We start from the raw sequence: 13868 nt of genomic DNA on the forward strand, positions 1-13868 counted from the left end.
CTTCGATCGCGATCTCGTCGACCATCAATCCTGAAGGAACCAGGTTGGCTGGCCGAAATCGCTGCTTCATCATGCTGATTCCTTCTGGAAACCAGCGTCAGAACAGCCCCAACCTGCAGCGAAACTGAGTCAGACCCAATATTGGACGCCGATCGGGGGGCAACATTGCGCGCCGTTTGACACGCCAGTAGCCGTTCGAGTCTGAGCAATAGGTATAGTCGCGCCGAAGCGACGCGCCATAGGCGCTGGCGAGACCGCCGATCTCGTCGGCATCGAAGGTGAGCAGGTTCGACAGGCCCGGATTGTGCCAGCTCACAGATCGGATAGGCTGCTCGAGGATTAGTTCAAGACTGGCCCGCTCGCGCGATAAGGCACGTTCGACTTCCGATAGCGTCCAGGTTTCGATGCCATAGGCGGCCGCATCGAAATAGGTGGCGGTACGCCTTCCTCGGCTTCGATGGCCGCAAGCATGGCAGCCCGGTGCATCGAACAGTTGACGTCGTGCCGCCAGATGACGTGGCGATCGCCAGCATTCTCGCCGTAGCGTGCGAAGCGATAACGAGCTGTCTTCATCTGTCGGAGCAGATTGCGGAAGCCCACTTCGGTGAACTCTGTGAAGTCGCCGGAAGAGCCGCTCATGCGACGGTGTCCGCCAAGATCGCCATCACGACCTCGTCCTGCCAGCACCCATCGATGAAGGCAGCGCGACGAAGGCGCCCTTCTGTTTGCAGCCCGGCTTTCTCGTAGGCGCGGATCGCCCTCGCATTGTCAGCGAATACTTTCAGCGAGACGCGCTGCAGGTTGCGGTCGCGAAAGGCGAACTCCGTCATCAGCCGGACCGCCTCGCTACCAAAGCCCTGCCCGCGATCATCATCCACGCCGATGCGAATGATCAGCTCGGCACTGCGATGAACCGGGTGAAGATCGACCAGCTGGATGACTCCAACGAGCCGTTGCGTCGACAATTCACGGATGCCGAAGATGATGCGCCCGGGATCGGTCGTCACGCGTTCCAGCCAGGCGAGGTGGCCAGGCTCGTGGACAGGCGCGAAAGGCGCGTTGAACCGGACGGTCTCGGGGGTGTTGATCCAGTCAAACAGGATATCGGCGTCGTTCTTGCGCAATGCGGTCAGCGCTACCTTGGTCCCGGCAAGCACGCTAGTCCTCCATGAAGGCGTCGAGCGGCCGCCCGTCATGCATCAGGTAGTCGATGGTCGACAGGCCGGCAATGAAGCGCGCTTCATTGCCATAAGGTCGCGGCGCGAAGCCCTGATAGACGAGATCGATCCCTGCTGCGGCGAAGGCCTCGTCCTGCTGATAGCCGCCGGCTCCGCCACCGGCCAGATATGCCTGCCCTCCGGAGGCTTTGACGAGCGAAATCAGCAGATCGGTCGCCTTGCCTTCGCCCGGCAGGTTGGACTGCCGTACAAAACGCGTCTTCACCGCTAGCCGGTCTGCAATCGCCTCGATCGCCGCGATATTGAAGGCCGCCAAGTTGTTCTCGGGCGAGAGGATCAAGGGTTCTAGCAGCGTCATCGCCTCTGCGTAACACGCCGCCTTGCGATAATTGGCTTCGAGCGTTCGCAGCAGCTTCGTTCGCCAAGGTTGATTGTCGTCAATTGTGATCGCGTTGATCGGTTCGCCCAGGCTCGCTCGTTTGACTGGACAGGTGATCCATCGCGCTTCGCCCTGGACCTCGGCGCGAACCCTGTTGCACCAGGAGCCCATTCCGCCGGAGCCGGAGCGCGGATAGTCGACGGCATCGAGGAAAACGAAGACGTCGGCGCGCCGGATTTTGTCGAAATAGCCCATCCAGGGAAAGAAATTGGGCTGATGGATCGCGACGAGGGTCGGCATGGCCGCCGTCACAGCCGTGTGTCGAAGAATGATTTTAGGCGCCGGAACCACCACAGCCCGGCTGCGACGAGTGCAGACGATACCAGCGCGAGATAGGCGAGCATCCAGAGCTCCGGCAGGGTGCCGGTCAGGAGTGGCGCACGATAGCACTCAGCCAGGACGTAGAAAGGATTGAAGACCAGGATCTTCTGGATGACGGCAGGATACGAGGAGATCTGATAGAAGATGGGCGATGCGAACAGCAGGATGGTGAGCACGCTCGGCAGCGCGAGGGCCGTATCGCGGACGAACACGTTCAGCGCTGACAGAAATAGGCCGAGCCCCGAAACGAACACCAACTGCAGCGCGATCACCACTGGCACGGCGATCACGGTCCAGCTCAGCCCCTCGCCCGAGATCAGCTTGAGGACGACGACCAGACCGAGGCCGACGCTCAGCGGCACCAGCCCGAGCATCGCGCCGACCACCGGCAGCAGCTCTGATTTGAAGGCAATGTTCTTGACGATGCCGGCGCTGCTCGTGACCGAGCTTGTCGCCGAACTCAGTCCTTCGCTGATGCCCAGCCACGGCCCGTAGCCACTAATCAGCCAGATGACGAAAGGCAGCGCGCCGTCGCGCCCGGGCAGCCTGCTGGGAAACACGAAGGTGAAGACGAAGACGAAGATGCCCATCAACATGAGCGGCGAGAGCACAGCCCAGATGAGGCCCAGTGCAGAGCCCAGAAAACGGTCGCTCAGTGCCATTCGGAACAGACTGAGCAGCATGCCGAGATCGCGCCGGTCGAACCCAGCGAACGTCATGAGGTTTCTCCCAGCGGCTTTGAAGTGATCACGGGCGGATAATAGAGCAGGGGCACGCCGCCGAACTGCCCTTCCTCGTCGACGATTTCGACGACCCGGTGTACCGCGTCGATCGGGCCGCTCGAATCGAGCAGGGTGATGTCGAAGCGATAGAGCCCGGCTCCCAGGATCATCGGATCTAGAGTCACGGTGAGCCTGAAAGGGCCGCTGGACGGCAGCGCATGGCCAGCTTGGGCCAGGTGCCGGCTGAGGATGCGGCGCCCGTCCACCCTGAGGATCGAGATGCTTACGTCCGTCGCTCCGACGGGCCGGTGGATCTGGCCTGAGACTATGAGGTGCAACGGGACGAAGGCCCTTGCGCTCGCTGCGAGGACGGAACCTTCCTGCTCGAGCGCGGTGCTCTCCAGGCGGCCGATGTCCGGGCGCCGGGCCAGAGGTTCGCCGCTTCCGAATTTCGCAGCGAGTTCGGCTTCGTCCGCCTGTTCCACAGCCCGCTCATAGGCCGCAGTCACCTCTTCGGCCGGGCCGTCCATGACCAGTTCACCCTGATCGAGCCAAAGGCAGCGGTCGCAGATCTCGTTGATGACGGCCAGGGCGTGGCTGACCACGATGACGATGCGCCCCTGCGCCGTGATCTCCTTCATCCGGCGGCTTGCCTTAGCGGCGAAGAAGACGTCGCCGACGGATAAGGTCTCGTCGATGATCAACACATCCGGGTCGATGAAGGCGCCCATGGAGAAGGCCAGCCGCGCCTTCATCCCCGATGAGTAGGTACGCACCGGGCGGTCGATGAATTCGCCGAGCTCCGAGAAGGCGATGACCTCCTCGACATGCGCTTCGATCTCTGCGTGGCTTTTTCCGTGCACCGCTCCGTCGAGATAGATGTTCTCGCGCCCGCTTACCTCGTCGCGCAGGACCGCTCCGATTGTCAGCATGGCGTGAACATCGCCCTGGATCGCGATCGAGCCTGCCGTCGGCTCGGTGATCCCGGCGAGCATGGAGAGCAGGGTCGTCTTGCCGGCTCCGTTGCGGCCGATGATTCCGACGCGCTCGCCCTGATGAATCGCGAAGGAGACATCCCGCAAGGCGCGCACTTCGCGCTGCGTTGCCTGTCGCCGCCCCGTCCGCAGGGCATCGCGCAGCGAGACGGGGCCGCTGCCCATCTCGGACAGTGCAAAAGTCTTGACGAGATTGCGGACGTTAACGGACGCGTTCATCCGTGAATGGCTCCCGGTGCCGTCAGGGCCCAGGTCAGGGGCAGGGACATGCCTTGCTCGCTATCTCCCGTGACCTCGAGCGCAAGGCCGTTTCCATTCAGCCAGGTCCAGCCATCCAGCAGTACGCGGCGGCCAGCCTGCTCCKGGTCGGGTCCGGTCAGATGGAGACTGATCTGGTAGGAGCCGGCATCGAGCGGGAGGGCAGGCAAGCTCAGATGCAGTTCATGGCGGCCCACTGTGTCTCCGACCGGGACGGGCTTGCGCGTCATCAGGGCCGTTTCCCATCCGAAGCCGGGTTGCAGGCGTTCGATGGCGCAGGTGCACGCCACCTCGCCCGGGGCCGCGATCTCGACGACGAGCGACAGGCGGAGGTCGCTTCCGGTCGGCACGTTGATCGGCGACGCTGGGCGGGAGGCGAAGCGGGCGATTCCCGTCACATAATTCTGCTGGGCATCCTCGCCATAGAGGTAGATTCGGGCAGCCCGCTCCGCAGGGCCGCCAAAGACCACCTTGCCCTTGTCGAGCACATAGGCGGTTTCGCACATGCGCATGATGGCTGCCCAGTCATGCGTCACGAGGACACCGGATGCGCCTTGGGAAATGCGGGCGCGCAGCCTACGCCAGCACTTGGCCTGGAAATGCTGGTCGCCGACGGAGAGGATTTCGTCGAGCAGGTAGACATCATAGCTCCCGGCCGTAGCCGTCGAGAAGAACAGGCGTGCTGTCATTCCGGCCGAGTAGGTCAGAACGGGGTCCTCGAAGCGGTCGCCGAGTTCTGAGAACTCGTGGATATCGAGGATCATCTCGGCACGCTCGCGGGCGGAGAAGCCGTGCACGGTTAGCAGACGGTCGGCATAGGCGCGGCCGGTCAATTGGGGATTTCCCACGAGGCCGAGTTCATAGATGGCGGAGAGCGCACCGTTGACCGCGACCTGCCCGGTATCGCTGGCGTAGACACCGCCGATCACGCGCAGCAGCGTCGACTTGCCGGCGCCGTTGCGGCCGAGGATGCCGACGAACTGCCCTTTCGGCACCTCGAAGCTGACGTCCTGCAATGACTGGTAGACGGGCACGTTCCTGCCCGAGGCGAAGGCAAGCCGCCACGCATTGCCACCGTCGACCAGCGCGAAACGCTTCGACACGCCTTGGCAGGTAATGGCTATTGCTTCTGGCATCGGCAAAACAGCTGCGGGCAGGTCACGAGTCGAAGCGTTTGTGTGCCGAACGAAACAGATTGTCGAGTTGATGGACGCCGTCCTCGTTCGAAGCCTCCACGATTCGAAGCAATCCGTCGCTGGCGAAGGCCAGCGTCACGTCGGTTCCTCCGAGCAGCAGCAGGCTATCCGACATGGGAATGATCCCCGTTCAGAAACACCCGGCACCATTGCTCGAAGGAGAGGAAGGACCAAATCAGCAGCCGATGGTTCTTCTGGCCGGACATATGCTCGTCGACAGTCTCGTGAATGAAATCCGCGTCGAGATAGGCGCTCGAGACGAGATCCGAGCCGAGAAGCATCTCGCGGACATAATCGGCATTCTCGCCGCGATACCAGGAAGCTTCGGGCGAGGAAAAGCCTTGCTTGCGTCGTTCCATGATTTCGGGCGGCAGGACATGCGCCATCGCCTGCCGCAGACAGCTTTTGCCGCCGGAGAAGCTGTCCTCGGCGAGCAGCTTTTTACGCACTGCGTCCTCGTCCACGGTGAGCATGTGCTGGAGGTCGGCGAGCTTGTGCTGAGCCGGCAGGCGCATGGCGAAATCGACGAGCGCGTTGTCAAGGAAGGGAAAGCGCTCTTCGAGACCGCTCGCCATGGCGAGCTTGTCGCCGACGAGCAGGAGGCCAGACAGGAAGGTGCGGCACTCGAAATAGAGCGCTGCGGAGATGTGATCCTCCGGTGTTTCGAAGGACAGGCCGGGCGCATTGGCATAGACCGAGCGGAAGACATCGAACATTTCCGCCTCATCGTCGGCCGAGGCGCCGAAGAGCCGCTTGCGCTCCTGCGCCGTGGTCAGGCGCTGCCAGAAACCGTAGTAGTTCGAGAGATAGTCGTCGCGGCCGAGCGAGCGGAAGACCCGATAGTAGCGCCATGGATAGCCGCCGAAAAGCTCGTCTCCGCCTGCCCCGGACAGGCAGACCTTGACGAATTTCGAGGCCAGCCGCGCGATGTAGTAATTCGGATAGCTCATGCCGAGCCGCAGATCTTCGAGGTGCCAGACGACGCGCGGCAGCGACCAGCGGATATCGCCGGCATTGATGACCTGCTCGTAGTGCTCGGTCTTGTAGCTGTAGGCCATCAGCTCGGCGTCGCGGCGCTCGTCGAAGCCGGCCTCCGCGCCGCGAACCCGACTCATCTCGAAGCCGGCGGTGAAAGTCTGCATGCGCGGAATGTGCTGAGCGGCTAAAGCCACCAGCGTGCCTGAATCCATACCGCCCGAGAGATAGGCTCCGACCGGGACGTCGGACACGAGCTGGCGCTCCACGGCCCGGCCCATCAGCGTCTCTAGCTCTGCGACGGCCTCGTCGGGGCCGATGGCGAGGGGCTTGGAAAAATCGTAATCCCAATAGGTTTCGCGGCGCTCGCCGGAATCGTCGACGACGAGGATCGTCGCAGGCGGCAGGTGCTCGACGCCTTCGAAGAGGGTGTGCGGGCGAAACAGGTTTTGGAAAGTGAAATATTCCCGCAAGGCCGCTTCGTTGACCCTGGCCTTGAACTCCGGATGCGCCAGGAAAGCCTTGATCTCGGAGGCGAAGGCGAGGCGGCCGCCGGTGCGCCAGAGATAGAGCGGCTTCACGCCGTAGCGGTCTCGCACGAGGAAAAGCCGCCTTTCGACGGCGTCCCAGAGTGCGAAGGCGGCCATGCCGTCGATCCGACGCGCAAGTTCGTGGACGCCCCAGATCTCCGCACCGGCGAGCAGAACTTCGGTGTCGGACCGCGTCCGAAAGCGCCAGCCTTCCCGTTCGAGCTCCCGCCTGAGCTCGCGAAAATTATAGATCTCGCCGTTGAAGATGATCGTCCAGCGCCCGTCCGGCGAATGCATAGGCTGGCTCGCCACCGCGCGAAGGTCGATGATCGATAATCTGCGGTGGCCGAGCCCGACCGGACCGTCCAAGTGCAAGCCCTTGCCGTCGGGTCCGCGATGCGCGATCGCGTCCCGCATCGCGGCGACAATCTTGCCGTCCGCCGGCGCGCCGTCGCGATTGAGATAGCCGGCTATGCCGCACATGGCCGGCGACCTACCAGAGATTGGGGCGGCCGGAGCGGGCTACCGTTTCATCGTACCAGTTGCCCATTGCGGTCGCATAGCCGTCGATCGCACGCTGCAGTCGGGCACGCGGCGCCATGACATCTCGGGTCCACCATTCAGGGTGGGTCAAGACTTGGAGGTGCTCTTCCCGAGCTTCAGCTAGGACATCGCGGAGGCGACGGTACAGCCAGACACCGTTGGAATCGGACGCGTAGCCGTAGTCCTCGCGCAGTCGCCTTGAATAGGCATTCACCAGACCGGCTAGTTCGTCGTTTTCCGGCATCGGTTGTTCCAGCACTCCATAGAGGTGGAAGCTCACCGCGGTAGGAGCGACGCCAAATTCTCTGTGCAGCAGATCGCGCTCCTCGGCGATGGCCGAGATCAGAGCGTCTCCGTTCAATGCATGACGAAAATGCGTGGGATCGAAATGCAACGCGATCTCGTGGCCGAGGCCGAGAATGCGTTCGACGGCCCGGTGTATCTCGGTAGAGAGCAAGTTATAGAAGATCGATCGCGGATATACGAAATAGGTAGCCGAAACGCCTTCTTCGGCCTCGATTTCAGCCAATCTCAAACCACGGTGCATCGACACGTCGACATCGTGGCGCCACAGGATGCTCCGCGCCGCTCGCGGCGATCGATAGCCGCAAAATTGATAATTTTCCCGAGCAAGACGCAGGAGGTCGCGATAGCGGTCTTCCGTGAAGTCGCCGAACTCTCGCTTGTGGTCTGGATTTTGGCGCATATCGTCTTAGCTTCGATGAATGGAGGACGCGAGGTCCGGACCTTTGCGGAGGCCCGCCGCGGCGATCAGAAAGAAGATGGCTTGGTTGCCTTGATATAGACGCCGTAGCGGTGCCGATCGCCCTTCCAGCTGTACCGATGAACTGATTCGATCGCAAAGTCTCGCAGCAACCCCTGCAGCTCCCACTCGCGGAAATGATGGAAGTGCACGGTGTCCTTGATCAATGAGGCGTTGGAGAGCCAAACCAAGGACGCCAGATAAAGCGATCCGCCCGGCCGCAATACGCGGAAAGCCTCTTCCATCGCTTGTGAGGCGTCGAGAATATGGTCGAGGCTCGTCATCAGGGCCACGTTATCGAAGCTGGCATCGCGGAAGGGGAGGAACTCCGCCATACCGCAGATACAGAACTGTTCGCTGAGTGTAAGCGAGGGTTCCAGTCCGATATAGGTGACGGCGGCCGGGAACATCCGGCTACTGATCTCTGGTGTATCGCAGCCGATATCGAGCAGTGACCCGCTCGCATCTTCGGTCAGACGCCGCGCGCGAAACAGATGTCGCTCATACCATATGTCTCCATAGGCGGAGTTCTGCTCTCCTCCATGGGCCTTAACGTCCGCCAGGTAGAGATATTGCATGCCAGGTTGATCGAGCGATTCCGTATCGAAGTGATATCGGCCATCTCTAATCTGCGAGCGAGCAAAGGCGGGGAGCAGCATTGGGCGCTGGCCGAGCATGGGGACTGGAGTACCGTCCGAGAAGCTGAGGGCGCCGCCCGGCGAGCCGCGAAGTTCGGACTGGTCGTCGGGATCCGCAAGCATCGGCAGAGCTTCCCCTGCGGACAAGCAGTGCGCGGCGCCTTTTTGGCGCAAATCATCGAGCGATATGGCATTCTCGTCGAATTGGATCGCTATGCGCGCCCAAGGGGTTTCCATCTCTGGCAGCCTAATCCGTGGGGTCTATCGGTTGGCCGCTCTTATGCGAGATTGGGGTTTGTCAAAGCAAGCCCCGCGAGACCCGATTTTACGCCGGTGGGAGCTGGGCCGAGTTGCGTGACCATTCGGGTCGTATCGGCGACGAAATTGCCGGGTTTGCCATCGGTGCTTGAAAAAATAGGAGCCCTTCCAAGCAGCGCAGCGAGAAGATCCGCGATTTCCCGGATGCTTACGATTTCAGGACCAGCGATGTTGGAGACGAGCGGCTGAGGCAGATCAAGCGCTGCTGTGAAAGCGGCTGCCGCGTCCTCTACATGAATTGGATTGATGAGAGGTCCGGTCCCCCCTTCCAGGCGGATCGGAAGGCCGTCTCGAATCGAGCGGACCAGCCGCGGCATCAAAAACGTCTCATTTTGTCCGGCGCCGTATACGAAGAATGGGCGCAGTATATGGATCCTCAAATGCTTTTCGAAGTACTGCAGCATTTGCTCTGCAGCCGCCTTTGTGGCCAAGTAGAAGCCAAGGTCGGCAGCAGGCTTGATCGGCGTCGTTTCTGCGATCGGATGATCGGACGGGCCGTAAATTCCGCCGGACGAAGCTAGGACGAAGGTATCTGCTCCAACTTCAACTGCGGCTTCGGCAAGATGGGCTGTCGCTGCGACGCTGAGCGCTGCGACTTGGCCGGCATGCTTGGGAAAGTCATGCCAGCCGGGAGCTTGGGCTAAGTGAATGACAGCCTGCAACGGCCCAAGCGTGGCGAGCGACTTGGCAGATGCCTGCGCGAGGTCGAGCTCGATCCTTGTCACCTCGCTTGGGAATCGGGTCGTGCTTTGGGGACGGACAACGGCGACCACATCGTCGCCACGCTGAATCAGCCGATGGGTGACGGCGCGCCCGATCAGGCCAGTTGCTCCAGTTACCAGAACGCGTCGTCTAGTCATCTCTTCGGCCATTCATGCATACCGTTTGCCCGCGCGCTGCCTGCCGATCACGGAACCTCGTCCTCCGACGGCGGGCGCCCATGTTCTCGAAGATGGTCGTAAACACGTTCGAAGCGTTCGGCGAGGCGATCTCCGGACCACCATTGGATCGCATGCTCTCTGCTTGCCCGGCCGATGGAATCCCGCTTGGCCGGGTCGAGAGCGAGATCGCGGAGGACATCGATGATGGTCGTTTCATCCGCATTAACAATGGGAGTGTCCAAGATGCAACGTGTTGCCGGGAGGCTGTCTCCGTCCATTTTGTTGACTCGGCCGACGACCGGTTTGCCCAACATCATGCCCTCGCGGGCCAAGGCGCCATATCTGCCATAGTTGAGCTGATCAACGATGATATCGGCTTGCGCTTGGACGTAGCGGTTATCGCGTGTGGGCATGTTCTCGACGAAGTCGAGTCTAATTTTTATCCCTTCGCTTTGAAGCCTCTGGACTGCTCCAACCACGGCGCCGGTTCCCTTGACATTTCGTCCCTCCCGCGAACGGAGTTTGTAGTTCCCCATCGCATGGTAGACCACGACTTCGTCTTCTACCCTCTTTCTGTCGTACTCAGAGGGGATCTGCAGGTCTTCTGGCCAGAAATCAGGATCTATTGCGAATGTCAGCGGGGCTCGGAAGGTTTTTTCCGAGCTCTTGTAATCCAGCGGCGGGTCGGTTTCAGTGCAGAACAAGTCTACGATGCTTGTGGCTTTGCGGCCCCATTCTAGGTTGCGCGTGTCGGAGCAAACCGTGGGTTCGTTCTCCCAAGGGCAGTTCGCGCATGTTGAAGGGCTCCACGCCCTGAATGAGCTTTGTGACACACCGTCAAGGCAGCCGCTATGAGTATATCCAATCAGAACGCCACGGCGCTTCGCTTCGAGCACATCCCACGGATAGCCGGTTGTATGAGAGGGGGAAGCGTGATTTTCCGAGAATAAACTCAAAATACCAACACCGTAACTATGAATGATCCCGAATCTATCGGCGTTTTCTTTAAGAAAAGATTGAATCATCCGTTTGTGAACAGTCGGGTCTGAGTCAAATATGGTGATATCTTCGCCGTGATAGAATCGACGATTTGGATTTTCGGGATGTTCTACCGAAAGGGAAATGGCATCCCATCCACGCGAGCGTAATGATTTGGAAAGGTAGTAAAAATTATAATAGGAGTGGTGGGTGAATATTACAGATCTGCGTTTCGGTTGCGCCGGGATAAAATCTGGAAGCAAGGCCGGTTCATCGAACGGAGTATTCGTGACGACGGTCTTTTTTCCTGTCGTAAACGAGCCTAGCGCATGAAAATCCAGCCGGTCGAGATCGCTTAAAATATCGTCCAGTTTCGCAAAATAGTCTGTGTCGGGCTCGACCCGATTTCCGGGCGGCTTCCTTGCTTCCGCCCAGGCCAGGGCGCCCGATGGCGTCCTGACGATGGCGGCCAGGAATTCGGCGCAGCGATGCGGGATGGTCTGGCCCCCGCCGTCAGGCACGAGGACGATCGCTTCGCGAATCGAGCCGTCCAGCGCGGACTTGATCGCCAAAACAGGGTCGAGGCCGCCGAGGCTGTCGATCAGCGGGTCGTTCTGGGCGAGGAAAAGCGCGAGCAGGGTCCCGCTCCGCCGGGCGAGCAGGACCTGATAGTCATTACCGAGGGCGGCTATCGCATCTATGCGTTCCAGGAACGGGCCGGCCACGGCCGCCTGGAATGCGAGACCGTCCTGCCCCGCCAGAAGATCCTGGCGAAACGAGAGGCGATCCAGCTTGGCGGATAGCTCCTCGATCGTCGCCCGAAGCTCGGAAACCCGGTTTCGGCGGTCATGCTCGCTCTCCCGGATAGCTTCGAATGCCTGTTTGAGATGGGAAAGCTCGGAGGTGGCAGATGCGAGGATCCGCTCGACATGCGCCTTCCAAGCCTTGCCCCGCTGCAGCAGTTGAAAGGGTCTCGATATCACGGCTTGGACAATCCGGTGCTGGCGAGCAGCAGCGCAGACCCCCTGGCATCGGTTTTGGCGGCGGCCTGTCCTTGCATCGTCAGTCTGCTTTCTCGCTGTCCGCCTTGCGCCAGGCGATCAATCGGCGCAGTCCTTCATCGAGATCGACCTCCGCGGTGAAGCCGATCTCTTCGGAGGCCCGCTTGGGGCTGCCAATGCGGTTGCGGACTAGGGTTGCCTGGCTGCGAGGCGCATAATTGATTGGCTGATTGCTTCCGGTCAGATGGCAGATGCGTTCGGCAAGCTCCTTCAGCGACGTTCGTGTTCCGGTCCCGACATTGTAGAAGCGGTCAACAGTCTCGGCCCGCATCGCGCAGAGATTGGCCCGTGCGCAGTCTTCGACCGCGACGAAGTCGAATGCCTCGGAACCATCGCCAAGGATCGTCGGGCCTTCTCCACGGTCAATCGCGTCGAGCATCTTCATGATCACGGCGATATAGGCCCCGCGATAATCCTGCCGCGGTCCGTAGACATTCATATATCGCAATCCAACAAGATTTAGGCCGTAGCGGTGATGGAATGCGCGGGCCATCGCTTCGCCGGCGATCTTGGTGGCCCCGTAGAAGTTCTTGTTGTTGAAGGGGTGGTCCTCGGTCATGGGCTCTTCGACAGCATCGCCATAGACGGAGGCGGAGGAAGAATAGACGAGGCGCTTGACGTTCTTGGCAACGCAGGCTTCCAGGACGTTGAAAGTGCCGCGAACGTTCACGTCGAAAGCCGATCGCGGGAAGTCGTGGCATTGCAACAGCCAAAGGGCCGCGAAATGGAAGACACCGCTCGCGCCATCGAGCGCTGACTGGAGCACGTCGGTCTGCAGAATATCGCCGCCCACATCATAGATCTTAACACGCGGATCCGTAAGCGCGCCCGTGAGATTGCCCGTCCGGCCGCGCACGAAATTGTCGTAAACTAGGATCTCGCCGACATCGGTCCGTGTCAGCTGATCGACGGTGTGGGAGCCGATGAGGCCGGCGCCACCGATCACTACTACTTTCTCGCCGCTGAGCTTCATCGTCCGTCCAAGCCTGGATGTTGTCTGATTTCGGTGTGCCTAACGGCCTAAAGCGCCGCGTGCAGAAGCCGGGCGATGGCTTCCGCCGAGTGCCCGTCGCCATAATCCGGGATATCCCGGCGGGGATGGTAGTCTGGACCGGTCCAGAGGCGGTTCCAGCCGGCCTCGATCGTCTCGACCCATTCCGTCTCGTCGCGTAGCGTCACACAGGGGACGCGGTGGAAATAGGCTTCCTTCTGAAGGCCCCCGGAATCGGTAAAGACGGCTGTTGCGTGGCTGAGCAGGCGGGCCATGTCGAGATAGCCGATCGGGTCGATTAGGGTCACTGCAGCGGGAGCGAGGTCGCGGCCGGCAAGCAGCTTGCGGGTGCGCGGGTGGACCGGCATCACCACTGGCGCTTCGCGAGCGGCCACCTCGAGCCAAGCGATGACCCGTGCGAAGCGCTCTGGATCGTCGGTGTTCTCGGCACGGTGGATTGTTGCGACGGCATAGCCGCCCGGGGTCAAATTCTGCGTTTCGAGAATGTTCGAACGGCCCTCGGCTCGCTTCACGGCGGCAACCGTGGTGTCGAACATCACGTCGCCGACAGCGTGAACGCCTTTGGTGATACCTTCTGCTGCGAGATTGGCGACCGCGGTCTGCGTTGGGCAGAACAGTAGCGTGCTGACATGGTCGGCGATGACGCGGTTAACCTCCTCCGGCATGCGCCTGTTGAAAGAACGCAGTCCGGCCTCGATATGCGCTACGGGGATATTGAGTTTGGCGGCTGCGAGGGCGCCGGCTACGGTGGAATTGGTATCACCATAGATCAGGACGAGGTCAGGCCTCTCAGCAAGCATCGCGTTCTCGAGTTTTTCGAGCATGCGGCCTGTCATGGCGCCGTGGCCGAGGCTGTTGATCTCGAGATTGTAGCCAGGCTTCGGGATGTCGAGTTCGTCGAAAAAGACATCCGACATCAGCGCATCGAAATGCTGGCCGGTATGGACGATGATCTCGGTCATACCTGCTTCGGCGATGGCGCGGCTGACCGGCGCAGCTTTGATGAATTGCGGCCGGGCGCCGAGGACGGTGAGAATGTGAGACATTATCGATCCGCTGC

At 61.0% G+C, this 13868-nt stretch carries 14 protein-coding genes; all 14 read right to left on the reverse strand.

Annotation, left to right across the window (positions count from 1 at the left end):
- Positions 1-339: 339 nt before the first annotated feature.
- The gene (locus AC1DDA_RS21305) at positions 340-639 is read right to left on the reverse strand and encodes a hypothetical protein (RefSeq protein WP_476797270.1); all 300 of its coding nucleotides are present in this window, start codon (positions 637-639) and stop codon (positions 340-342) included.
- On the reverse strand, positions 636-1124 hold the full coding sequence (locus tag AC1DDA_RS21310) for a GNAT family N-acetyltransferase (protein WP_476797271.1): 489 nt from the start codon (positions 1122-1124) through the stop codon (positions 636-638). Before AC1DDA_RS21310 ends, AC1DDA_RS21305 begins: the two co-directional genes overlap by 4 nt.
- 34 nt (positions 1125-1158) lie before the next feature.
- Positions 1159-1857: a WbqC family protein gene (locus AC1DDA_RS21315; RefSeq protein ID WP_476797272.1), complete on the reverse strand. Its 699-nt coding sequence runs from the start codon at positions 1855-1857 to the stop codon at positions 1159-1161.
- Positions 1858-1865: 8 nt separating this feature from the next.
- The gene (locus AC1DDA_RS21320) at positions 1866-2657 is read right to left on the reverse strand and encodes an ABC transporter permease (RefSeq protein ID WP_476797273.1); all 792 of its coding nucleotides are present in this window, start codon (positions 2655-2657) and stop codon (positions 1866-1868) included.
- Complete coding sequence (locus AC1DDA_RS21325) at positions 2654-3874, reverse strand: ABC transporter ATP-binding protein (protein WP_476797274.1); 1221 nt, start codon at positions 3872-3874, stop codon at positions 2654-2656. Before AC1DDA_RS21325 ends, AC1DDA_RS21320 begins: the two co-directional genes overlap by 4 nt.
- Entirely contained in the window at positions 3871-5016 is a 1146-nt protein-coding gene (locus AC1DDA_RS21330; RefSeq protein ID WP_476797275.1) for an ABC transporter ATP-binding protein, read from the reverse strand. Before AC1DDA_RS21330 ends, AC1DDA_RS21325 begins: the two co-directional genes overlap by 4 nt.
- A 55-nt stretch (positions 5017-5071) precedes the next feature.
- The gene (locus tag AC1DDA_RS21335) at positions 5072-5224 is read right to left on the reverse strand and encodes a hypothetical protein (protein ID WP_476797276.1); all 153 of its coding nucleotides are present in this window, start codon (positions 5222-5224) and stop codon (positions 5072-5074) included.
- Positions 5214-7097 (reverse strand): asparagine synthase (glutamine-hydrolyzing), encoded by a 1884-nt coding sequence (gene asnB / locus AC1DDA_RS21340; RefSeq protein ID WP_476797277.1) that lies wholly within the window; start codon positions 7095-7097, stop codon positions 5214-5216. The genes AC1DDA_RS21335 and asnB overlap by 11 nt, the downstream gene beginning before the upstream one ends.
- A 10-nt stretch (positions 7098-7107) precedes the next feature.
- Positions 7108-7863, reverse strand: a complete 756-nt coding sequence (locus AC1DDA_RS21345) for a hypothetical protein (RefSeq protein ID WP_476797278.1) — start codon at positions 7861-7863, stop codon at positions 7108-7110.
- Between the two features lie 65 nt (positions 7864-7928).
- Complete coding sequence (locus tag AC1DDA_RS21350) at positions 7929-8795, reverse strand: class I SAM-dependent methyltransferase (RefSeq protein ID WP_476797279.1); 867 nt, start codon at positions 8793-8795, stop codon at positions 7929-7931.
- A gap of 41 nt (positions 8796-8836) precedes the next feature.
- A complete protein-coding gene (locus AC1DDA_RS21355; protein WP_476797280.1) occupies positions 8837-9748 on the reverse strand; it encodes an NAD-dependent epimerase/dehydratase family protein in 912 nt (303 codons plus the stop codon).
- A gap of 35 nt (positions 9749-9783) precedes the next feature.
- A complete protein-coding gene (locus AC1DDA_RS21360) occupies positions 9784-11718 on the reverse strand; it encodes a hypothetical protein (protein WP_476797281.1) in 1935 nt (644 codons plus the stop codon).
- Between the two features lie 79 nt (positions 11719-11797).
- Positions 11798-12769: an NAD-dependent epimerase/dehydratase family protein gene (locus tag AC1DDA_RS21365; RefSeq protein ID WP_476797282.1), complete on the reverse strand. Its 972-nt coding sequence runs from the start codon at positions 12767-12769 to the stop codon at positions 11798-11800.
- Between the two features lie 47 nt (positions 12770-12816).
- The gene (wecB, locus tag AC1DDA_RS21370; RefSeq protein ID WP_476797283.1) at positions 12817-13854 is read right to left on the reverse strand and encodes a non-hydrolyzing UDP-N-acetylglucosamine 2-epimerase; all 1038 of its coding nucleotides are present in this window, start codon (positions 13852-13854) and stop codon (positions 12817-12819) included.
- Positions 13855-13868 lie beyond the last annotated feature (14 nt).

It is taken from the genome of Allobosea sp. 10N428, from assembly GCF_056394545.1.